Source organism: Deinococcus sp. QL22 (genome assembly GCF_023370075.1).
Taxonomy (GTDB): domain Bacteria; phylum Deinococcota; class Deinococci; order Deinococcales; family Deinococcaceae; genus Deinococcus.
This window is the reverse complement of the sequence record NZ_CP097149.1, coordinates 1285714-1307415: the sequence shown is the minus strand read 5'-3', so window position 1 is coordinate 1307415 and position 21702 is coordinate 1285714. Positions and strand designations below refer to the sequence as shown.

The following is a 21702-nucleotide window of genomic DNA, read 5'->3' as shown; positions in this document are numbered from 1 at the left end:
TTTAGACGTTCCCTCACTTGTACTGCGGCCAAGGCCAAGTTTTAAAATTCACCTCCTGCCATTTGGGGTGCATTCCCTCGTCTTCCTGCAAGTTCACCAGCTTGTTCATGGCGCATTTCTGGTAGTCCAGCAGCAACTGCTTTTTGTCTGCGGTCTTAAAGTCGCGGGTCGCCAGTACGCTTTGCACCGAAATGGTAGACACGCTCTGGGCCGACAGATTTGGATAAAACAGCTTGGCAGGCGCGTAGATGGCCGACAGTTTGGCGTTGCTGGGCACCGGCACCATGTTCAGCCCGCTGAGGCCCTTGACCCAGGTGGCAGGCTGCCCCACGACGGCCAGCACGGCGTCTACCTGTCCGGCATTCAGGGCGGCAATGGCGCTGGGCTGATCCTTCATGGTCACGATCTGGTAGGGCACCCCGGTCATGGCGCTCACCACTTTGGCGGTCACGATACTGCCGCCCCACGCGCCCACCCGTTTGCCCTTCAGGTCGGCAAAGGTCTGGATTCCGGTCACGGTCACGCGCCCAAAAATATTCTTGCTGGAGGTGGGCGGCTTGGCGAGCAGATGAAGTTCCTCGCGGTGCAGCGGCAGCAGGGTGCGAATGCCTTCTACACGCGCGTCTTGGTCAATTTGCTGGCGGGCCTTGAGCACATCGCTTTGCACGAAGGCCAAGGAAACTTCGTTGTTCAGCAGCAGGTCTATGTTTTCCAGGCTGCCGCTGGTGCCGCGCTCGCGCAGATAGGCGCTCTGGGTGCACACGAGGCCCACGTTTTTGAACATGGCGCTGTAGGTTCCGGTGGGACTGCCTGTAGCGACATTCAGGGTGGGCGGGGCGGCGGCCTGAGCCGCAGGCAGGGTCAGCAAGAGTGAGGTCAATAGGGTGCGTTTCATGGGGTCTCCAAGAGGGGCAAAGGGAAGGTCATTTCAGTTCGCCGTAACCGTCCGAGGTAGACGTGTCGGGCAGGGGGGCAGGTGCGTCTGGCGTAATGGGTGAAGGGGTCGTGACCGACTGCGACGTGGTTCCAAACGCCCCGTTCTGATCCAGAAAAATTACTGCGCCGCAGGCCAGCAGAATCAGGGCGAGCAGGCCGCCTATGACCCGGCTGCGGCTCATGCGCTACCGCCGTTGTGTTGGTCGGCACTGGGCCGTGCAGTCCGTTCCCCACTCGCCAACGCCTGATCCAGCAGTTCGGCGTTGCGTCCGGCGCGTCGGGCAATCTCGCTCAGGGCGCTTTCGGTTACGTGCTGGTCTTCGGCACTCAGGTTGGCCTGCTGAAGCGCCGAGGCCACATTGCCCTTGGCCTGCGCCAACTGCGTGTCTATGCGGGCTTTCTTGATCTGACGGTCAAAGGCCACCAAATCGGCCCGGAGGTCGTCCAAATGTGTCTGGGCGCGGCCAAAGGCTTCCCGGCTCATGCTCAGGTCGCCTTCCCAGCGGGCCACATCTGCGGCGTCCATGTCGGCGCGGTTGGCATTGATCAGGCGCTCAAAGTCGGCCAGATGCCCGTTGGCTTCCGAGAGTTGCCTGCCTTTTGCCAGGATCAGATTCTCAAATTGCCCGCGCTGCAAGATCAGGGTTTCCAGGGGCATGGCCCGCGCGACCCCTTCTTTGGCCTTGATCCGGGCGGCGTTGAGGCCCATCAGCAGTGCAGGCATCAGGAAAATCACGGCCAGTACCGCCACCATCAGGGCCGCGATGGTCACGGTGGTCAGGGCCACGCCCGCCACCGCTACCGCCGCGCCCCCCAAGGCGGCCACCGCCAACACGCCGCCGCCCGTGTACAGCGCGATTTGCCCCGCCGTAATGGGGGCACGCGCCCCAATGTTCTGGGTCACGATGACTTTTTCTGGGCGCACAGGCTGACTCATACATTCTTATACGCCGGAAATGCGAGAGGGGTTGCGGGGAAGTGGGGGATACACCCGGAGTTTAGGGGTGAACGGGGATCTGGGGAGCTAGGTCTAAGGTGTTGGGGCGGGTTCGGTTGCTGGGTGGCCTGCGCCTCCTCAAGGGTACAAGTGAACGCCAGCGTTTGCCTTTCCGCCCTTCCTTAGACCATTAGGCCAATTCGCCGCTTCTCCCCAAGCAACCCAAAAAAGCGCTCCCACCTCTCAGCAGGAGCGCCATGAAGAAAAGAGCTAACGCTTAAGCGCCGACCAGTGCCCGTTCCAGCCCGAACATGCGGTCATCCACAGCAAGGCTTTCGTTTCCGGCCTTGATGGTGGCGGCCAGCGCCTTGGTTTCGGGGAACAGCTTGGCAAAGTAGAACTTGGCGGTCTGCACTTTGGCGAGGTAAAAGCCGTCGCGATCTTGCCCAGCGGCAATCTTGGCGTGGGCAATTTTCGCCATGCGCGCCCACAGGTAGCCGTACACCACGTGCCCGAAAAAGCGCAGGTAATCCACTGCCACCGCGTTCACTTCGTCGGCACCTTCCGGGCCGCTCATGGCCTTCTGGCCCACAACCATGGTTAGGCTGCCCAGTTGGTTGGCGGCCTTGCTCAGAGGATCGAGCATGGGGGCAAGGTCGTCGTCGCCCTCGTTTTCGTCGATAAACGTTTGCAGGATGGTCGCCAGCTTTTGCAGCTTCTTGCCGCCGTCCATCAGCACCTTGCGGCCCAGCAGGTCAAGGCTCTGGATGCCGTTGGTGCCCTCGTAAATCTGGCCGATTCGGGCGTCACGGACGTACTGCTCCATACCCCATTCACGGATGTAGCCGTGACCGCCGAACACCTGCTGGCTCTGCACGGCGATATTAAAGCCGTTGTCGGTCATGAAGGCTTTGGCAATCGGCGTCAGCAGGGCCACCAGATCGGCGGCTTCCTTGCGGGCGGCCTCGTCGGGGTGATGATGCTCGGTGTCGATGCTGAGGGCCAGCCACATCGCCATAGCACGGCCCGCTTCGGTGTAGGCCTTGCCCGTCAACAGCATGCGGCGCACGTCGGGGTGCACGATGATCGGATCGGCATTTTCGGCGGGGTTCACGCGGGGTTCGTGGCGCATCTGGGTGCGGTCTTTGGCGTAGGCCAAGGCGTTCTGGTAGGCAGTTTCGCCAATACCGAGGCCCTGCAACCCCGTACCCAGGCGGGCCGCGTTCATCATGATGAACATGTGGTTCATGCCCTTGTTGATCTCGCCCACGAGGTAGCCAGTCGCGCCGTCAAAGTTCAGCAGGGCGGTGGCGTTGCCGTGAATGCCCATCTTGTGCTCGATAGAACCGCACACGACGCCGTTGCGCTCGCCGATGCTGCCGTCGTCGTTCACCAGGAACTTGGGCACCAGGAACAGAGAAATGCCTTTGGTGCCTTCCGGACTGCCTTCCAAACGGGCCAGCACCAGATGCACGATGTTGGGCGTCAGGTCATGCTCGCCCGCGCTGATAAAGATTTTGGTGCCGCTGATGGCGTAACTGCCGTCGGCGTTGGTGGTAGCCTTGGTGCGAATGATCCCCAGATCGGTTCCGGCGTGTGGTTCCGTCAGACACATGGTTCCCGTCCATTCGCCGCTCACGATTTTGGGCAGATAAATGGCCTTCAGTTCTTCGCTGCCTACCGCGTGCAGTGCCGAATATGCGCCGTGACTCAGGCCGGGATACATGCTCCAGGCCACGTTGGTGGAGTTCATCATTTCGACCAGTACGTTGCTGATCAGGTGCGGCATGCCCTGACCGCCAAATGCGGGGTCGGCGTCCAGCGCCGTCCAGCCTGCGGCGCGGTACTTGTTGTAGGCGGCCTTGAATCCGGTGGGGGTAGTCACGCTGCCGTCGTCGTGGCGCACGCAACCTTCCTGGTCGCCCACCGCGTTCAGGGGCAACAATTCGCCTTCCACAAAGCGGGCGGCCTCCTCCAGCACCTGGTTCATCAGGTCGCCGTCGGCGGTGTCGTTCTCGGCATAAAAAGGCATCTTCGCCAGTTGTGCCGGAGCGTCTAGCAGTTCGTGCATCAGGAATTTCACGTCACGCAGGGGGGCTTTGTATACAGGCATAAAACACTCCTCGCAGGGGTTCGCCCGACGAAGGGACGCAACCCGGCATTGTTGATTGAACTCAGTCTAAAACTTTTTGGCGACGTTGTCATGTGATTCAACCCTGCTGACAAACCAGGCTGGGGGTGTCCCGACGTGTCTCTAGGCCGGGAACAGCGCTGCAAGTCCCTCATCAAACCTAGAGCGGAGATTTACCTTCAGGCTAAAAACAGTCGAATCACGCGGAAATTCATCTGTCGGGGGCGGGGGCCATCTGTCCCGGCTAGTCTGTCTGCGTTCCCTGTCTGTATTTCGGGTATGTTGTTAAAGATCATGAACTACCCAAGCCTTGTTTGGCACCTCAAGCGCACCGAGCTGTTTGCTGATCTTGAGCTGACCGAACTGGAGCGCGTGGCTGCCACGACGCCCTACCGTTCTTATCAGCCGGGTGAAGTGATTTACCGCATGGACGACCCTTCCGACGCGCTGTATTTCGTTCGCAGCGGCCTCGTGAAAATCAGCAAGCTGTTTCCGAACGGCAAGGAGGCCATTCTCAGCGTTATTGGGCAACACGACACCTTTGGGGAATTGTTGTTGCAAGCCGATGAACGCCGCCCCACACAGGCCGAAGCCCTAGAGCGCACCACCCTGATCGTGCTGCCGCGCGGTGAACTGCAAAAGCTGCTGAACAGCAAGCCCGAACTTGCCATGAAGCTGATTCGCCTGATGGCTGCCCGCTTGTTTGAAGCCCAAAGCTGGACGGCTGCCGTGAGTGCCTACAGCGCCCCTGAGCGTGTGGCGAGCCTGCTGTACCGCTTGGCCCGCGAATTTGGTCGCCCACACGCACAGGGCGTGGAACTGGCCCTCAAGTTGAACCAGGAAGACATTGCCCGCATGGTCGGGGCCACCCGCGAAACCGTCAGCCATAGCCTCGGTAAACTCAAGCAGGAAGGCGCGATTATGCGGGCTAGAACTCCGATCATCGTCAGGATGGAAGCCCTGAAACGGTACCTCGAACAAAGCAACTGAGTTGTGAGCACGAAAGACGGACGCATCCGGTGGGCAATCCCTGCCGATGCGTCCGCTTCGGCTTGGGTACACGTCAGCAGTTGGCAAGACACCTACGCCGGACTCATGCCCGCAGATTTTTTGGCAGGCATGACCAATATCGCCGCACAGGAACGCCGCCGTACTTTTTGGGAACGGCATGTAGGCAGTCCCGATCACGTCACGTTGGTAGCTGAACTTGGCGGAGAGGTGGTGGCCTTCGTTTCCGGTGGCCCGGCCCGCGAGCATCCCGGCTACGATGCCGAACTCCATACCCTATACGCCCTGCCGCACGCCAAAGGCTTGGGCCTCGGCCGCCGCCTCAGCGCTGCTTTGGCAGAAGAATTGCAGGCACGCGGTTTTCAGTCCCTCTTCCTCTGGGTGCTGGACGTGAACCCCACCCGTGCCTTCTACCTGCATCTGGGTGGACGCGAGGCAGGGGAGAAGATAGAACTTATTCCGGGCGGAGAGTTGCGCGAAATTAAGGTTGTCTGGGACGACTTGGACGCTTTGATTTCGAAAAGTTGATTCCAAGTTGAAGTAATAGAAAGCGGCGGAGACTTGATAGCTCCGCCGCTTTGTTTAGTGTCTAGCTTTTAGATCTGTTTATTCAACCGTCACACTCTTGGCGAGGTTGCGGGGCTTATCCACGTCCTTACCAAGTGCTGTTGCTGTGAAGTAGCTCAGCAATTGCAGCGCGATCACGTTCACAATCGGGCTGACCATCTCGTGTGCGCGGGGCACGTACAGCACGTCGTCGGCGTGTACGGCATTGGCGGTGTCGCCGTCGCTCAGCAGGGCAATGACTTTGCCCGCCCGCGCCCGCACTTCCTGCAAGTTGCTGATGGTTTTCTCCAGCAGGAAGCTCTCGGTGGCGATGACCACCACAGGCAGATTCTCGTCGATCAGGGCAATCGGGCCGTGCTTCATCTCGCCCGCTGCGTAGCCTTCGGCGTGGATGTAGCTGATTTCCTTCAGCTTCAGCGCACCCTCAAGGGCGGTGGGGGCATTCACGCCACGCCCGAGGAACAGGTAATCGCGGGCGTGGGCGTATTTCTCGGCCACTTTCTTGATGGCTTCGACGCGATCCGGGGCCAACGCTTCTTCCACCAGACGCGGCAGTTCGCGAGCGGCATGCAGCAGTTCTTTGGCTTTTTCGTCGGTCAGGGTGTTGCGGGCGCGGGCCAGCCAGAGCGCCAGCATCAGCATGGCCGACACCTGCGCCGTGTACGCCTTGGTACTCGCCACGCCGATTTCGGGGCCGGCATGGATGTACAGCGTGTCGTCCAGTTCACGGGTCATGGAGCTGCCCTTGGCATTGATGACGCCGAGGGTTTTCGCGCCGTGCTTCTTGGCTTCGCGCAGGGCTTCCAGCGTGTCAATCGTCTCGCCCGATTGAGATACCACAATCGCCAGGGTGTTCTCGCTGACCAGCGGCGAGCGGTAACGGTACTCGCTCGCCACGTCCACTTCTACCGGAATCCGGGCCAGTTGCTCGATCAGGTATTCGCCCACCAGTCCGGCGTAATAGGCCGTACCACACGCGATAATACTGATGCGCTTGAAGCTGGCCGGATCAAGGTTGATGTCCAGATTCACCTCGCCCGTTTCGTCGTGCAGGCGGCCAATGAGGGTGTTGGTCAGGGCAGTGGGCTGCTCGTAGATTTCCTTGAGCATGTACGTGTCGTAGCCGCCCTTCTCGGCAGCTTCGGCGTCCCAATCGATATGCTCGATGTCGCGCACAACGGTGTTTCCGGCCAGGTCGGTAATGCGGAAGCCGTCGTCGTGCAGCACCACCATATCGCCGTCGTGCAGGAAGACCATCTTGCGCGTGTAGGACAGCAGCGCGGGCACGTCGGACGCCAGGAACATCTCGCCCTCGCCCACGCCCATGACCAACGGGCTGACCGTGCGGGCCGCCACGATTTCGCGGTGATCCACGTGTGTCACCACGATGCCGTAAGCGCCGCGCACCTGTCCCAGCGCGGCCCGAACCGCTTCGTACAGGTCGCCGGAGTAGGCTTCTTCGATCAGGTGGGCCAGCACTTCGCTGTCGGTTTCGCTCTTAAAGCTGTGGCCGCGCTCCATTAGGCCCGCTTTCAGGGTCAGGTAATTCTCAATGATTCCGTTGTGAATGATCACGATACGCCCGTCTTCGGTGGCGTGCGGGTGCGCGTTGGTGTCGTTGGGCAGGCCGTGCGTGGCCCAGCGCGTGTGGCCGATGCCCAGCGTGCCTTCCAGCGGCTTGCCTTCCAGCAGCGTACTCAGGTTGGCCAGTTTGCCCGCCTTCTTCTTGACCTCAATGTGCGTGCCGTTGCGAATAGCCACGCCCGCGCTGTCATAGCCGCGGTATTCCAACTTGGCGAGGCCCGAAATGAGAACGTCCTGCGCCTGCCGACTGCCGATATACCCTACGATTCCACACATAAGCACTCCGTCCCACACGGCCAGAAAGCTGGTGGGGGTGTCTGTTTTAGTTTGTTTGCATGACGGCTAGACCTTATGCCTACGTTGCCGTGGGGGTTATCGTCCGGCCTTCCCGTACCAAGTGGTACGGCGGGTAGGCGCTCATGCTCGCCTGAGGGCATCCGCAGAATGCTCGCTGACCCTCACCTCGTTTCCCCGTCTGCCAGTCTTGCCCGGCGGCGGGGCCTTGCGCTGCCCTGTTGTTCCTTCGTGTAGACCCGACACCATAAGTCTGCCCCGCAGTGTATCACCCCCGCCTGAGCAAAGTGAGCAAGATACTCACCGGGGGTGTTGGTTGGAGGCGTTCGTTGGGGAGCAAGGCTGGTTTGCCCCTGTTGGCTCACCCTTGTCTAAAGGCGTGTCTAAAGCCGGAGTGGGACAAGTTGCCGTGCCCGTGCGGAGGCCGCCTGATAGGATGGCGGCACGGCAGGCGGCCCGGCGCTGTGAATCCCTAGTTCAGGGAAGCACCACAGCCGGGTAGGTCCGCAGCACGGGCGCTTTTGGCGCAGTTGTTCAGCACCAGTTGTCAGCAGATCGTTTCCGCACCCATACTTCAGCTCCACCACACCCCCTATTTCAGAGGACACCCATGCCGACGTACCTGTACAAAAACACCCTGACCGGAGAGGTCTACGAACTGCGCCAGAGCATGCGCGACGAAGCCTACACCACCCACCCCGAAACTGGCGTAGCAGTCAAGCGCATTCTGGCGCGGCCCAGCATCGCCTTTAAGGGCAGCGGCTTTTATGTCAACGATTCCCGCCCCGCCGCCAACGGTGATTCGGGCGGCGGCTCGTCTTCGGGTTCCAGCTCCAGCAGCAGTTCTTCCAGCGGCAGCAGCAGCGGTTCTTCCGATGGAGGCAGCAAGGGCAAGAGCGGCGGCGAATGACCCCCGGCACGCCCCGGCCCTCTGACGCGGCAGAGCTTCAGGTGCAGGCGGATGTTTCCCGCACTGGAACGCCTGTGAGTGCAGCACGGCCTAAGCGCCCGCTTGCGCCTATGCTGGCCGTTGCCCTGCTGCTGTCAGCGGCGGTGGCGGGCGCGTATGTCACGGGGCGCGTCTCTGCCCAGCGTGCCCTCGTCACGTCCGATGAAATCAATACCGTCGAAGTGGTGCAGAAGTCTATTCAGGCGGTGGTGCGCGTGGATTCGCGGCTCCGCAAGGAATTTTTGCAGCCCGGCGACGATCCCATAGAAGTGGGCACGGGATTCTTTTACAAAAAAGATCTGATCGTGACCAATTACCACGTCATTCAGTATCAGGAATCGGTGAGCGTGACGCTGTCGAACGGGCGGCGCGTGAACGCCAGAATTGAAGGCGTAGACCCCGGCATAGACATTGCCATTTTGCGCGTGACCGGCGTTACGGCCCCCAAAACCCTGAGCTTCGGCCAGAGCGCCCGCCTGATTCCCGGCCAAAAACTGATCAGCATCGGGACGCCGCTCCGCATCCAAAACTTTGTGGGCGCAGGCATTTTTAGCGTGATGGTCAGCCCCCGTGACGTGCCACGCAACGACAATCTGGGATCGGAAATCGGGCAGTACATTTCTACGACCACCAGCATCCAGCCCGGCAATAGCGGCGGCCCAATCCTGGATTCTCGCGGCGCGGTGGTGGGTGTGGCCGACCTGAACGCTGCCCCCAGCGGTCTGATTCCCGGCACCATCGGCATCGCCATTCCCGGCGATCTGGTCAAACAAAGTTTGGATGATCTGGAGAAAATTGGCGTCCCTCAGCGCGGCACTCTGGGTGTCACGCTGGTAGACCTGGACACGCTTGACCCGGCCCTCCGCAGTCTGGCGGGCCTGAACAGCAGCGAAGGCGCACTGGTGGACGAAGTGCCCGCTGGAAGCGCCGCCGCACGGGCCGCCCTGCGCGGTTCGCTCCGCAACAGCAAAGATCAGTTCTTGGCTCCCCTCGGAGACATCATCGTGGCGGTGGACGGCCAACGGGTGCAAAACTCGTTCGATGTGATCCGTATCGTGGCGGCCAAACGGCCCGGCCAGACGGTGACGTTGCGGCTGTGGCGCAACAAGAAGAGTGTAGATGTGAAGGTGACGTTGCTGCGGCGCACGTTGCAGTAAACCAGCAGAGCAAAAACTCTACCCCCATCGCCGCCGCGCCCCCTCTCACTCCACCCGGCGCGGCGGCGCTATCATTTCCCCCGTCATGTACTTGGTCATAGAAGGCCCCATCGGGGTGGGAAAAACCAGCCTCGCGGGGCGACTGGCTGCCCGTTACGGCGCAGACCTGAATCTGGAAATCGTAGAAGAGAATCCGTTCCTGGCGCGGTTTTACGAAGACCCCGCTGCCTACTCCTTTCAGGTGCAGGTGTTCTTTTTGCTTTCGCGCTTCAAGCAACTCAGCACCCTGTCTCAGCCGGGCCTCTGGAGCGGCAACGTGGTTAGCGATTACCTGTTCGCCAAAGATTTTATTTTTGCGGCCATGAATCTCAAAGACGCCGAATTTTCCCTGTACGAAGACCTGTATTCCCACCTGTCGCCGCGCCTGCCTACGCCCGATCTGGTGGTGTACCTGCGGGCCGATACCGACCTGCTGCTGCGGCGTATAGAACAGCGTGGGCGGCCCTTCGAGCGCGATATGCAGGCCGCGTATCTGGCCGACCTGACCGGGCGCTACGACGAATACTTCCGCACCTATCCCCACCCGCTGCTGACCGTGGACGCCAGCGGCTATGACTTTGTGGGCAAAGAGGCCGACGAGCAGGCCATTGTGGAGCAAATAGAGGCGGCGCTGGCAGCGGCGAGCGCGGCGGACTGATGAGGGAAGGAATGTGGTTGGTGGATCGTGAATCGTGGGCTTGGGGGCGTGTTCTTTCTACGATCCACACTCCACGAGCTGGTTTTCAGCGGCAGGCCCGCTAGATGTACGTCGCCGTTTCAGGCAACATCGGCAGCGGCAAAAGCACCCTGACGCGGATGCTGGCCGAGCGCTACGGCCTGCGCCCCGTGTACGAACCGTATACCGACAACCCGTATCTGGAAGACTTCTACCGCGATATGCGGCGCTATTCCTTCCATTCTCAGGTGTATTTCCTCAGCCGCCGCCTGGAGCAACACCTGAATCTGGTCACTGGGGCCCGGTACGTCATTCAAGACCGCACCGTGTTCGAGGACGCCAACATTTTTGCCCGCAACCTGTACGAATCGGGCCAGATGGAAGAGCGTGACTGGGCCACCTACCGGGGGCTGTACGAGGGGATTTTGCCTGCTCTGCGCCTGCCTGACCTGCTGATTCACATCGACGCCAGCCTGACCACCCTGCAAAGCCGCATAGCCCAGCGGGGCCGCAGCTACGAGCAGACCATTCCCGAAGCGTACTTGGGTGGGTTAAACCGCCTGTACGACGGGTGGGTGGCAGGTTTCGACGCCTGCCCGGTGGTGCGCGTGCCCGGCGATCAGTTGGACTTTGTGCAAGACCCCGCCGCGTTTCAATGGGTGTGTGACCGCGTGCAGGCCTTTGGATTTGGTTTGCCGTTGTTGAGGTAGAAAAGTTCTGATGTGGGTGGAGAGAACCTCAGAAGTACAAGATGTACATTGATCAACGTATGACTGGTTTGATATTTAGACCGCACGCATAGATATGGATCGCCTTCCCACCATCCCAACAGAGACAAATTATTGCTACACCATGTACGTCAGGCAATGCGGCCATCTTGAAGCTTGGTTTTGTCCGTACTGGGGCGGCAAGCAGCATGGCGCTCTGTCAAAGCGTTGGGGGGAATGCCTGTATCTGAAGAAACAGGACAATCCATTTTCGCCAGACTCGGCAGGCCAATTGTTGTACGACGCCGTTAAAGATTATGCCTGTCCCGAATATTCACCAGATTGGTAAATTCCCCCAACACTGCTAGCGTTGGCCCATGCTTCTCCGTGACCTTGCCCACAGCCTAGATGTTGTCCCCGAAGAGGGCGTGTGGCCCGACCTCGACCTGACCGGAATTACCCACAACGCCGCATGGGTGCAACCCGGTAACGTGTTCGTCGCCATTCGCGGCGCTCGGTTCGACGGGCACAGCTTTCTGGACGATGTGGCCGCACGCGGGGCAGTGGCAGTCTTGGGTGAAGGCCTGCCAGACGGCGTTTCTTCCCCCTTGCCCTATTTGCAGGTGGCCTCGGCGCGGGCTGCGTTGGCCGATGCAGCGGCGGCATTGGCGGGCCATCCGGGGCGGGCACTGAAGGTGGTGGGCGTGACCGGAACCGACGGTAAAACCACCACCAGTTGGCTGACCCGGCACCTGTTACGGGCCGCCGGACTGCCCACCGGCCTGCTGAGTACGGTGGGCTACGAACTGCCAGACGGCCAGTTGCGCCACTTCCCGGCCCATTTCACCACGCCCGAAGCGCCGCAAGTGCAGGCCACCCTGCGCGATATGGCTAACGCGGGCGGCGCGGCAGTGGTTCTAGAAGCCAGCAGCCACGCCCTCGCTCTAGACCGGGTGCGCGGCGTGCCGTGGGCGGTGGCGGTCTGGACTCACCTCAGCTCCGAGCATCTGGATTTTCATGGCACTCTAGAAAATTACTTTGCCGACAAGCGCAAGCTGATCGAACGTGCCCCGTTTGCCGTCCTAAACGCCGACGACCCCTGGACGGCCCAACTGCGCGGCATCGCTCCCGCCGAAATCACCTATTCGGCAGAGGGCCAGCATGCCGACTGGCAGGCACGCGGGGTGCAGGAAACGGCAGACGGCCTACATTTCGAGGTTATTTCGCCTCTGGGCCAGTTCGCGGTGCACCTGCCCATGATCGGGCGATTCAATGTGGCAAATGCTTTGGCGGGTATGGCGGCGGCGGCGTACTTGGGGGCCACTGCCGAGCAGTTGGTAGCGGGCCTGGCGTCGTTCCGGGGCGTGCCGGGGCGCATGGAATTGGTGGCTGGCGCTGCAACCGCACCCCGCGTGATCGTGGATTTTGCCCATACGCCGCCCAGTTTGGAAAAAGTGCTGACTATGCTGCGGGCCACCACTGCCGGGCAACTGTGGGTGGTGCTGGGGTCGGCGGGCGGGTTGCGCGACCCCAGCAAACGTGCGCCGCTGGGTGAGGTGGCCTCGCGCTTGGCCAACCACGCCGTCTTTACCGAAGAAGACCACCGCGATACCCCGCTGGCCGGCATTCTGGCCGAAATGGAACGCGGAGCGCGGGAGGGCGGTCAGGCCAATTTCGTGTCTATTCCAGACCGCGCCGAAGCCATCGCCCACGCGATTCATGCGGCCCGGCCCGGCGACACCGTACTGCTGGCCGGAAAAGGCCCCGAAGATACACTGGAGCGGAACGGGGAAACGTTGGCCTGGAATGAGGTAGAGGTAGCGCGGGCAGCGTTGGCAGGGCGCAGGGAGTAGCGTCTCTGAATACTGACGGCGAACCCTATGCTGGACGTGTGCTGATCCAACTTCTTGCAGATTCTGGGAGCAAACCCTCTGCTTCCGGCTTCGGTTGTGCACCTGACCGAACGGAGTCCGGCACCAGTATTCAGGGCTAGACGGGAGTTGGCCCGCCCCAACCCCGCTAGCATGGCTCCATGTTGATTAGGCAGGCCCCGTGTTGACCATGCAGGAACTCAGACGCAGTTTGCCCCGGCCCGGACGGGTGGAGTGGATTGGCCTCCGGGAAGGCCGCCGCTTGCCTGTTCACAGCGTGCCGGAAGCCGAAGCTCATCCGTTGGTGGGCTTGCTGGGCGATCATGGCAAAACCGCGCCGGGCCGGTTGCGGGCCATTTCGGGCGAGGCCATTCCATTTGAAGCTGAGGAGGAAGTACCGCCGCACCCTCCAATCGCTGCTCAAGCTGGCTGGCCCCAGACTGGTTGGAGCGGCCCCGGCAAGCGCCATATCACGCTTATTCAGGCCGAGCATCTGCCCGTTATTGCGGCTCTGGCGGGTGTGGAATCCGTGACGCCCGAAGAGATGCGGCGCAATATCGTCGTCCGTGGCATCTCGGTGCTGGCCCTCAAGGACGCCCGCTTTCAGCTTGGGGAAATGATTTTGGAAGGCACCGGCGAATGCCACCCCTGCTCACGCATGGAAGAAACCTTTGGGCCGGGCGGCTACAACGCGGTGCGCGGGCACGGCGGCATCACGGCGCGGGTGGTGCGGGGCGGTCTGATCCGGGTAGGCGACGTACTGACCGTGTTGCCCGATTGACCCTCTGGCGGCAGCCGACGCCGTATGCTGGAACCCGTGAGTCAGTCCCGTCCTTCAGCCCGCCGCGTCCGGGCGTTCACTATTCAGCGGGCCTTCGGGTTCTCGCGCCTCATCGTCGAACTCGGCGTGTTCAGTTCGCTGGCCTTCAGTTTGGCCCTGTTCGTGGCCGCCATCGTGCAGGCGTATGTCAGCATCACCAAGGCGTTTGGACATTTGGGCGATGAAAATACCACCAAGCATCTGATGATTGCCGCCGTGGAGCAGACCGATACGTTACTGGTGGCGATGGCCCTACTGATCATCAGCCTCGGTATGCAGTCGTTGTTCATCGGCGGCGTCAAAAACGTGCCCGAATGGTTGCATATCCGCACCTTCGAAGACCTGAAACAAAAGTTATTGGGCGTCGTAGTCACGGCCATCGCCGTAGACTTTTTTTCGGTGGCGCTGGAATGGACGGGCGGCTACGACGTGCTGATCTACGGCGCAGCGGTGGCCGCCATGATCTTGTCTATTGGCGTGTATTCGGTCATTTTATCGCGCCAGAGCGAGCGGCATCAGGCGGGCGGGTCTCATCAGGCTGGGCCGGACACATCCAAGCATATGGAACTGGAGCAGGAGAATACCGCCAAGTGACGCCCCCTTCCTTGCCTTCCTCGCGGGTGCGACTGGACGAGCGATTAGAAGCAGTATTGGCCCTCTTGCACACGGGCGTCCACGCCGACATCGGCTCCGATCATGCCAAATTGCCCCTGCGCCTGATCCAAACTGGGCGGGCGCAGCGCTGCCTGGTCGTGGAACTGAATCCCGGCCCGCTGGCACTGGCACGGCGCAATGTGACCCGCGCCGGACTGACAGACCACATTGAGATTCGCGCAGGCAACGGCTTTGCGCCCCTTCGCTCCGCCGAGGCCGACAGCGCCAGTATTACGGGCATGGGTGCGGGCACTATTGCGGGCATCTTGCGGCGGGCAGAGGCAGGCGTGTTGCCGCCGACGCTGGTCTTGCAGCCCAACGACAACCCGGCCCCCATTCGCGTGTGGGCGCAGGAGTCGGGTTACCAGCTGACCCATGAGCGCCTGATAGACGGCTACTGGCCTTACCCGGTGCTGCGCCTGCTGAGGCACTCCGGCCCCGATCCGGCTTATCGGGACTTGCCGCACGCCGCCGCCCTGCGCTACGGCCCCCACCTGCTGCGTGAGGCTGGGCCGCTGCTGGCCGCCCGAATCCGCGCCGACGTGCTGCGCCTGACGCCGTTGGCTGCACCGGGCCGTACCGCGCAACTGGAACTGAACGCCGCACAGGACGCACTCCGGGTGATCGAAAGCCTTGCCGGAACATAAAACAAAAAATCCGCCTATGGGCGGCTGTTGATTTAACTTGATTAACGATAATATAGCGCGGTATGCAGGGCCAGTCAAGCTATGCAGGCGTATCTGAGAAAGTGCGTGCTGAACGGTGTTTGATTGGGAATCAATAGAGCCGGAACACTTCACACCAACCCGGCTACAAATTCAGGCATTTCTCTGGACAGCCCAAAACAAAAAATCCGCCTTGTAGTGGCGGTGGATTAACTTGATTGAAGAAATTATAGCGCGGTATGCAGGGCCAGTCAACCTATACAGGCCGATGGTCGTGGTTTCTTAGGAATGACTGCAGTTTAATAAAGCATGAACGACCTGACGTGTCCAGCGTGCGAGGGCGTCTATATCGTCAAAAACGGTCACGCCCAAACCGGCAAACAGCGGTATCTGTGCCGTGTATGCCGACATCAGTTCACCCTGAACCATACCCGAACGCCGGTTTCGCCCCAAACCGTGACCCTGGTTGACCATTTGCTGTCCGAACGCCTGTCTCACCGGGGCATTTGCCGCGTCGTCGGGGTCAGTCGAAGCTGGTTCCGCCGCCACCTCCACTCCCTGATCAAGACCGTGCCACACACCATCGAGCTCGAATCACCTGTCGCAAAAAAAGGGTAAGCACTCCAGCACCAGCGCAGCTGGTGCTGGAGTGCGATGAGTTATGCACCTTTGTGGCGCAGCAGACAAAGAACATCTGGATCTGGCTCGCCATGAACCGCGCCACCCGCCAGATCGTCGGCTGTTTCGTCGGAAACCGAGATGCCGCTGGAGCCTTCGGGTTGTGGCAGAGCCTCCCTCCCCCTTATCTCGATGCCGTGTGTCATACCGACGGCCTGAGTGCCTATAAAGGCGTGGTGTTCGGTGCGCTGCACGTCATCGGCGGGACACAACACATCGAACGCTTCAATGCCACCCTGCGGCTCCGTATCGCTCATTTGGTACGCAAGAGCCTGTCCTTTAGCCGCAAACAAGAGCATCTCGAGCTCCTGATCTGGATGTTCATTCACCGCTACAACGCGTCATTACGTTGAAGCCACGACCAGGCCGATTACTTAAGCTGGGGCCATGCCGTACGCTTTGACGCCCGCTACGCCCGAAGAATGCGTCTTGATGGGCTGTTCCCCAACCTTGCCGCGAGCGCCTTCCAAGCGTGGGTGTTGCTGGGAAGGTAGGGCGGAATGTCGGAGGAGGGGAGAGCAGTGTCAGGCTCCGAGCTTTAGACCTGTGTCAATTCTTGTTCCGGGGGACGCTGCGATCTGTAGCGCCTCAACACCTCGGATTCGGCGCTGGCGAGGTCAGCGTGCTTTCCCACCGTCTGCCCGGTGCTGCGGAGCTTTAACGTCACCGCCTCGAGAATGAGGCCCTCGCGTTCGGCTTCGGCCTGTGTCACCTCGCTGTAATGATCGTCGCCGCGATCCGAATAGCCGTACTCTGAACCGCACACGAAGATCCGTTCCTGCTGGCCCGCGTATTGCAACCGGTACTCCAAATCCACCTGAAGGCACTTCACCCACAGTTGATAGGGGCTGTGCAGGAACACCTCAAAATCAGCGAGTGGTTTTGAACCGGCCCACGCGGCGCTGCCGTATAGCTCGATGGGTTGTGCTTCTTCCCGCACAACGTCACGGGGCGGCCTGACCTCGGCGGAGATGGGAAGTCGCCGGAGGGTACGGTACGCCCGGTAGCGGGCCAGCACCCAATTTTCCAGCTCTGAGAGCAGTTTGTCTGTGGCAACGGGTTCGCCCTGATAGCGGCACTCCAGGCGGTCCAGTTCGCGCTCGGCCTTCTGAACCATGCCGCCCTCTACATGCTCCGTCACCCTGAAAACTTCGTGCAAAGTAAATGGCCCCGACGCGAGCACCTCTGCCCGGTTCTGCGCTTGGGGGCCACTCCAGCCCGGTGGACGCGCACGCAGGAGCGCCAGAGTCCAGACCAGTTGGTTGAACCGGTACGGAAGCACCAGAAAGACGAAGGCGGAGGCCACGATGGTGGTGGCTGAAACCCAAAACGGCTTCACGCCCCCTCCCACGCCCACGAGGATTCCAAGGCTGAATCCGATGTACGCCCAAGTCATTACCGTTCGCCAGCGGCGAAAGCGGCTGCGGTAGAAGCCCCAATTCAGGGCAGCCAGAAGAATAAGTGTCAGGGGCAGCAGCAAAAAAGCATGCGCTGAGACAAGTAAAAACCCCCACAGGCCAGTGATGAGGAACGCCAGAAGCGCCGAGAGGTTCCACAGATAGGCGGTCACCTGATGATGCTACGCGTTGCAGCGAACAGTAAGCTTGGGCCATGCAGCACGCCCTGACCCTCAGTGACAGCAAGTTTAACGGCGGCCCGCTCACCTTGCGGCCCCTGATGCCCGCCGACTTTCCTGCGCTGATGGCCCTGACCCGTGCCACACCCGATCAGTGGGCCTTGATGGGGAGCCAACCCACCGAGGAAGCCTATTTTCAGGCCGCGCTGGACGCCCCCGACGCCCTGCCATTCGTGCTGGAAGTAAACGGTGAGGTGATGGGCGGAACCCGTCTGGGCGCACTCAGTCAGGCCAACCGCGCCGCCGAAATTGGCTGGACATTCCTCAGCCCCGCCCTGCACGGCACGGGGGCCAACCGCCGCATGAAGCTGACGCTGCTCACTTACGCCTTTGAAGGTCTCTGGGACGGCCTCGGCTGCGTGCGCTTGCAAATCAGAACCGACGCCCGCAATGTTCGCAGTCAGCGGGCCATAGAAAAACTGGGAGCAGTGCGCGAAGGGGTGTTGCGCTCGGACATGATCACGGCCAGTGGCTATGTCCGCGATACGGTGATGTATTCCATCACGCGGGAGGAGTGGCCGGGGGTGAAGGCGGAACTGGGTGGCGGTGACGTGAGCAGTGTCGAAAGTGCTGGGGTCTAAGGGTCGAGGGTCTAAGCGACTAGGGAAGAGCAAGCTCAAGCTCTTGCCCTTTGCGCGAGAGGGGCTCTGCCAAACAGCGGGGTGAGGGGGCCACCGGGAGGCGCAACCGCCCCAACGACTTCTCTCCCGTCGCTCATTTGGCCTATGCCCAGCCCGCGCCTGCCCGCTACACTGGGGGCCATGACCGCACAACTAGAGGCTGTGGAACGCATTCTGGCCGTTCCCGAAGACCAAACCCGCTGGGACACGTTTGCGCCGCGCTATCAGGTGTTGCAAAACGCTGAACTGACTGCAGCGGACGTTCCCGCCTGGCTGGCCCAGTGGAGCGCCGTGGACGCCGATCTGACGCAGGCCCGCTCCAAACTCTCGACCCGTGCCGACCTGCACACCGATGACGAGGCAATACAGGCCCGCTTTCAGGCGTTTGTGCAGGACGTGATTCCCGGCGTCCAGCGGGCCGAGCAAGCCCTGACCGAAAAGTTGCTGGCCGTGCCCGATTACGTGCCCGCCCCCGATTTTGCCCTGAATTACCGCCGATTCCGCGACGCTGCCGCCCTGTTCCGTGAGGCGAACGTAGAACTAGGCACCACCCACGAGCAGCAGATGTCGCGGCATGGCGTCATCACGGGCAACCAGAACGTGACACTGGACGGCGAAAGTGTAACCGTGCCGCAGGCCAAAGCCAAGCTGGACGACCCTGACCGCGCTGCCCGCGAAACCGCATGGCGAGCATTGGCGGCCAGCAATCTGGAGGTGGCCCCCGATCTGGACGCGCTGATGCTGGAACTGATCACTACGCGCCAGCAATTGGCCCGCAACGCCGATCTGGGCAATTTCCGTGATTACACCTGGAAGCGCCTGGACCGCGTGGACTACACGCCCGCCGACTGCACCGCCTTCCATGAGGCCGTGCGCGAGGAAGTGGTGCCGCTGACGACCCGCATGATGGCCGACATTGCCGCCAAACTGGGCCTCGATACTGTGCGCCCCTGGGATTACAACCGCAACAATCTGCTTGACCCGGAAGGCCGCGCACCGCTGAAGCCCTTTCATACAGGCGCAGAACTCGAAGACCTCGCCCAGACCGCCTTTGACGCGTTGGACGCCGATCTGGGTAAACGTTTCCGCTCTATGCGCGGCGGCCTGCTGGATCTGGAATCGCGCCCCGGCAAAATGGCCCACGCCTACTGCGAGTATTACCCCGTCGAAAATCAACCCTTTGTGCTGATGAACGTGGTGGGTACGGGCGAAGACGTGCGGGTGCTGTTTCACGAGGTCGGTCACGCCTTCCACGGCTTTTACAGTGGCGATGCCCAACCGTTGCTCTGGAACCGCTGGAGTCCGATTGAGTTCGTAGAGATTCCCAGCATGGCCATGGAATTCCTGACGCTCGATCATCTGGGCCACGCCCTGACGCCCGAAGAACTGAACCGCTACCGCCAGAAGCAACTGGAAGGCGTGGTGGCCTTCTTGCCGTGGGCCGCGCAGATGGACGCTTTTCAACACTGGCTCTACGCCGAAGCGCCCGCCGATTTGACCATCGCCGATTTGGATTCCAAGTGGTTGGAGCTTGACCGTACCTTCCATCCATTCATCAACTGGGACGGGCTGGATCAGAACATCCGGGCCAAAGGCTGGCAGTATTACCACATCTTCCGAGCGCCCTGTTATTACATCGAGTACGCCATGTGCTACCTCGCGGCGGTGGGAATCTGGCAGCAGGCGCGGCTTGACCCAGCAGCGGCCCTCACCAAATACAAAGCCGCCCTGCGCCTTGGCAGCACCGCCCCCAACCCAGAGTTGTACCGTGCAGCGGGCGTCGAATTCCGCTTTGACCGCGAGTACATCAAGGGGCTGATGGGCTTTTTGGGCGAGCAGTTGGCGTAGAACCGCAAAGCTTGAGCGGGTTTGGCGGGGACAGGTCGTCTGGCTTGTCCCTGCTCTGTATTGCTGTTCAGGTCACCTTTTTGTGCTATCCGCCACTTTGCCGATGCATTCCCACCCTGTTTGGCACAAACTGGAGTATGACGGCAACAAGCGTACAGGTGGAAGCATTCGACAAGGGCGCGGCGTCCCCCCAAGAGCGGCTGGCAGCGGCAGAACTGATTATGGCCTGCTACGCGGCGGCCTATCCCGAAGACCCCCCACTGGTGCAGGGGCAGGTGGCGGCAACTTTAGGAGATCATCTGCCCGATGAACGGGTGTTGCCCTTTATGGTGCGGCGCGGCCAGCAAGTGATCGGCTGGGCCAAACTGGAATTCAGCCTCACCCAGAATTTGCATGCCGCACACGCCAATATCATGGTTCATCCCGAACACCGCCGCGCAGGAGTGGGCCGCGCTCTGGCCGCTACAGTCGAGCAGCAAGCCCGCCAATACGGGCGGCGGCTCGTGACCTTCATGACCTCTGACCGGGTGCCTGCTGCCCAAGCTTTTGCCGACAATCTGGGCGGAGAAGCCGCGCTGCCCATGCGCCAGAGTCAATTGGTGGTGGGGGATGTGAGTGCCGAACTTTTAGACCACTGGTGTACCCGTCCCGAAGCCGATCCCTACCAGCTGCACGTCTGGACGACCCTTCCCGAAGAGTACCTCAGCCGCGCCGCCGACCTGATGGGCGTCATGAACAGTGCGCCAAGGGGTGACTTGGACGTGGAGGACTGGACGATCACACCCGATATGATCCGGGGCTGGGAAGCGATGATGGCCAAAGAGGGCGAGGTCTGCCTGACGTTGGCCGCCGAAGACCCGGCCACAGGCACGCTGGCCGGATATACACAACTGTTCTGGCATCCTCAGCGGGCCAGCATTGCCTATCAGGGCGCAACCGGCGTGCGGCCAGAATACCGGGGCACGGGCCTCGGCAAATGGCTCAAGGCCGCCGCCCTGCGCGAGTTGCCCACCTGTTGCCCCGGCACACACTTTATTCGTACCAACAACGCCAACGTCAACGCGGCCATGCTCGCCATCAATGTGCAGATGGGCTTTTTGCCCTACGCAGCCTTAACCGAATGGCAGATCAAGCTGGACTGATTTCCGGCTTCAGCCCCCCAATTTCGTGTGTTCAAATCGCAGCCGTGCGCCGCATTGGACAAATCTGGCGCGGCGGATATTCCGTTCGCTGCCGGAGCCGGGGGTCACGTTCACGCTGGCGAGATCTGCCCCTTGCTGTGCCGCCAGATGCAGGCGGGCTGTCAGCAACGCCGATTGCACGCCCCGCCTGCGCTGCTCTGACAAAGTAGCTCCGCTGAAGAACATAGCCACGCCCAGGTCTGTTCCCATCAGTCCCACTCCGGCAGGCTGATCGTCCAGCCACGCCATCACCCGTGTGATGTTGGGCAACTCCGCATTCACCCCCATAATGGCCTCGCTGCCCGGCCCGAAGGCTCGGCAGGCCACCGCTGTCCAGAGTTCGGGGGGCGCGTCCTGCACAGCAATGGCAGACAAATCGGGCAGTGTGGTCAGCGGGTGCAAATACACGTGCAAGATTTGAGTGAGCGCGAAGTCTGCCTCGGCCAATGCCGCCAGCGTTTCTGTGTCCACGTTACTGAAAGCCTGCACACTTGCCTGTACCCCCCGCGACTCGAAAAAGTCGGCAGTGGCCCGAAACTCCTCGGCAGTCGGAGTGCTGTCTGGTGCAAGGGTAGCAATATTCACGGGCAACTCTGCCCCCGAAAAAATGGCGGTGATAGGGCCGAAAGTGGCCTGAGCCTGTGCGTAAGCGAGCAGTCCCTGAGCTTCTGCCTGTGCTATTCGGGCCAGTCCATTCTCCAACACGGTCAATTGCCCAGTAGTCATGGCCTCAGCTTACTGGCA

22 protein-coding genes are annotated in these 21702 nt (G+C 61.2%); 15 read left to right on the top strand and 7 right to left on the bottom strand.

The features are described from left to right. Positions 1-13: 13 nt before the first annotated feature. The 4 genes from M1R55_RS06375 to M1R55_RS06360 form a co-directional block, all read right to left on the bottom strand. Positions 14-895 (bottom strand): TAXI family TRAP transporter solute-binding subunit, encoded by an 882-nt coding sequence (locus M1R55_RS06375; RefSeq protein WP_249393850.1) that lies wholly within the window; start codon positions 893-895, stop codon positions 14-16. Between the two features lie 28 nt (positions 896-923). Then, positions 924-1118 carry a hypothetical protein gene (locus M1R55_RS06370; RefSeq protein ID WP_249393849.1) on the bottom strand — a complete coding sequence of 65 codons (195 nt, stop codon included), beginning with the start codon at positions 1116-1118 and terminating at the stop codon, positions 924-926. Next, on the bottom strand, positions 1115-1873 hold the full coding sequence (locus M1R55_RS06365) for a hypothetical protein (protein ID WP_249393848.1): 759 nt from the start codon (positions 1871-1873) through the stop codon (positions 1115-1117). The genes M1R55_RS06370 and M1R55_RS06365 overlap by 4 nt, the downstream gene beginning before the upstream one ends. Before the next feature lie 277 nt (positions 1874-2150). Further along, complete coding sequence (locus M1R55_RS06360; RefSeq protein ID WP_249393847.1) at positions 2151-3986, bottom strand: acyl-CoA dehydrogenase C-terminal domain-containing protein; 1836 nt, start codon at positions 3984-3986, stop codon at positions 2151-2153. A 312-nt stretch (positions 3987-4298) separates the two neighbouring features. On the opposite strand from M1R55_RS06360, the gene M1R55_RS06355 reads away from it, so the two are divergent. Both M1R55_RS06355 and M1R55_RS06350 read left to right on the top strand, forming a co-directional pair. Then, positions 4299-4994, top strand: coding sequence for a Crp/Fnr family transcriptional regulator (locus M1R55_RS06355; RefSeq protein WP_249393846.1), 696 nt, complete (start codon positions 4299-4301; stop codon positions 4992-4994). 3 nt (positions 4995-4997) lie between these two features. Then, a complete protein-coding gene (locus M1R55_RS06350) occupies positions 4998-5540 on the top strand; it encodes a GNAT family N-acetyltransferase (RefSeq protein WP_249393845.1) in 543 nt (180 codons plus the stop codon). 78 nt (positions 5541-5618) lie between these two features. Here the strand turns inward: M1R55_RS06350 and glmS are convergent, their stop codons facing one another. Further along, on the bottom strand, positions 5619-7439 hold the full coding sequence (gene glmS / locus M1R55_RS06345; protein ID WP_249393844.1) for a glutamine--fructose-6-phosphate transaminase (isomerizing): 1821 nt from the start codon (positions 7437-7439) through the stop codon (positions 5619-5621). 628 nt (positions 7440-8067) lie between these two features. On the opposite strand from glmS, the gene M1R55_RS06340 reads away from it, so the two are divergent. From M1R55_RS06340 to M1R55_RS06295, 10 genes are all read left to right on the top strand, one after another. Beyond that, positions 8068-8367: an FmdB family transcriptional regulator gene (locus M1R55_RS06340; protein ID WP_371827164.1), complete on the top strand. Its 300-nt coding sequence runs from the start codon at positions 8068-8070 to the stop codon at positions 8365-8367. After that, complete coding sequence (locus M1R55_RS06335; protein ID WP_249393843.1) at positions 8364-9563, top strand: S1C family serine protease; 1200 nt, start codon at positions 8364-8366, stop codon at positions 9561-9563. The genes M1R55_RS06340 and M1R55_RS06335 overlap by 4 nt, the downstream gene beginning before the upstream one ends. A gap of 85 nt (positions 9564-9648) precedes the next feature. Beyond that, positions 9649-10260, top strand: coding sequence for a deoxynucleoside kinase (locus tag M1R55_RS06330; RefSeq protein WP_249393842.1), 612 nt, complete (start codon positions 9649-9651; stop codon positions 10258-10260). A gap of 104 nt (positions 10261-10364) precedes the next feature. Further along, a complete protein-coding gene (locus tag M1R55_RS06325) occupies positions 10365-10988 on the top strand; it encodes a deoxynucleoside kinase (protein ID WP_249393841.1) in 624 nt (207 codons plus the stop codon). A gap of 374 nt (positions 10989-11362) precedes the next feature. Next, on the top strand, positions 11363-12838 hold the full coding sequence (locus M1R55_RS06320) for a UDP-N-acetylmuramoyl-L-alanyl-D-glutamate--2,6-diaminopimelate ligase (protein WP_249393840.1): 1476 nt from the start codon (positions 11363-11365) through the stop codon (positions 12836-12838). Positions 12839-13046: 208 nt separating this feature from the next. Then, the gene (locus M1R55_RS06315; RefSeq protein WP_371827182.1) at positions 13047-13637 is read left to right on the top strand and encodes an MOSC domain-containing protein; all 591 of its coding nucleotides are present in this window, start codon (positions 13047-13049) and stop codon (positions 13635-13637) included. Positions 13638-13673: 36 nt separating this feature from the next. After that, the gene (locus M1R55_RS06310) at positions 13674-14270 is read left to right on the top strand and encodes a YqhA family protein (RefSeq protein ID WP_371827163.1); all 597 of its coding nucleotides are present in this window, start codon (positions 13674-13676) and stop codon (positions 14268-14270) included. Further along, positions 14267-14977 (top strand): tRNA (adenine(22)-N(1))-methyltransferase TrmK, encoded by a 711-nt coding sequence (locus M1R55_RS06305; protein ID WP_249393837.1) that lies wholly within the window; start codon positions 14267-14269, stop codon positions 14975-14977. The genes M1R55_RS06310 and M1R55_RS06305 overlap by 4 nt, the downstream gene beginning before the upstream one ends. A 327-nt stretch (positions 14978-15304) precedes the next feature. Then, positions 15305-15613 carry an IS1 family transposase gene (locus M1R55_RS06300; protein WP_249393836.1) on the top strand — a complete coding sequence of 103 codons (309 nt, stop codon included), beginning with the start codon at positions 15305-15307 and terminating at the stop codon, positions 15611-15613. Between the two features lie 53 nt (positions 15614-15666). After that, positions 15667-16026, top strand: coding sequence for an IS1 family transposase (locus M1R55_RS06295; RefSeq protein WP_249393835.1), 360 nt, complete (start codon positions 15667-15669; stop codon positions 16024-16026). A gap of 185 nt (positions 16027-16211) precedes the next feature. Here M1R55_RS06295 and M1R55_RS06290 read toward each other — a convergent pair whose 3' ends face one another. Next, on the bottom strand, positions 16212-17243 hold the full coding sequence (locus M1R55_RS06290; RefSeq protein WP_249393834.1) for a hypothetical protein: 1032 nt from the start codon (positions 17241-17243) through the stop codon (positions 16212-16214). 41 nt (positions 17244-17284) lie between these two features. Here M1R55_RS06290 and M1R55_RS06285 point away from each other — a divergent pair, with 41 nt between their 5' ends. The 3 genes from M1R55_RS06285 to M1R55_RS06275 all read left to right on the top strand — a co-directional run bounded on the left by M1R55_RS06285 (position 17285) and on the right by M1R55_RS06275 (position 20919). Continuing rightward, a complete protein-coding gene (locus M1R55_RS06285; RefSeq protein WP_249393833.1) occupies positions 17285-17890 on the top strand; it encodes a GNAT family N-acetyltransferase in 606 nt (201 codons plus the stop codon). 180 nt (positions 17891-18070) lie between these two features. Beyond that, a complete protein-coding gene (locus M1R55_RS06280; RefSeq protein WP_249393832.1) occupies positions 18071-19777 on the top strand; it encodes a M3 family oligoendopeptidase in 1707 nt (568 codons plus the stop codon). Positions 19778-19914: 137 nt separating this feature from the next. Next, positions 19915-20919, top strand: a complete 1005-nt coding sequence (locus M1R55_RS06275) for a GNAT family N-acetyltransferase (protein ID WP_249393831.1) — start codon at positions 19915-19917, stop codon at positions 20917-20919. 9 nt (positions 20920-20928) lie between these two features. On the opposite strand, the gene M1R55_RS06270 is transcribed toward M1R55_RS06275, so the two are convergent. Further along, on the bottom strand, positions 20929-21684 hold the full coding sequence (locus M1R55_RS06270) for a GNAT family N-acetyltransferase (RefSeq protein WP_249393830.1): 756 nt from the start codon (positions 21682-21684) through the stop codon (positions 20929-20931). Positions 21685-21702: the final 18 nt, after the last annotated feature.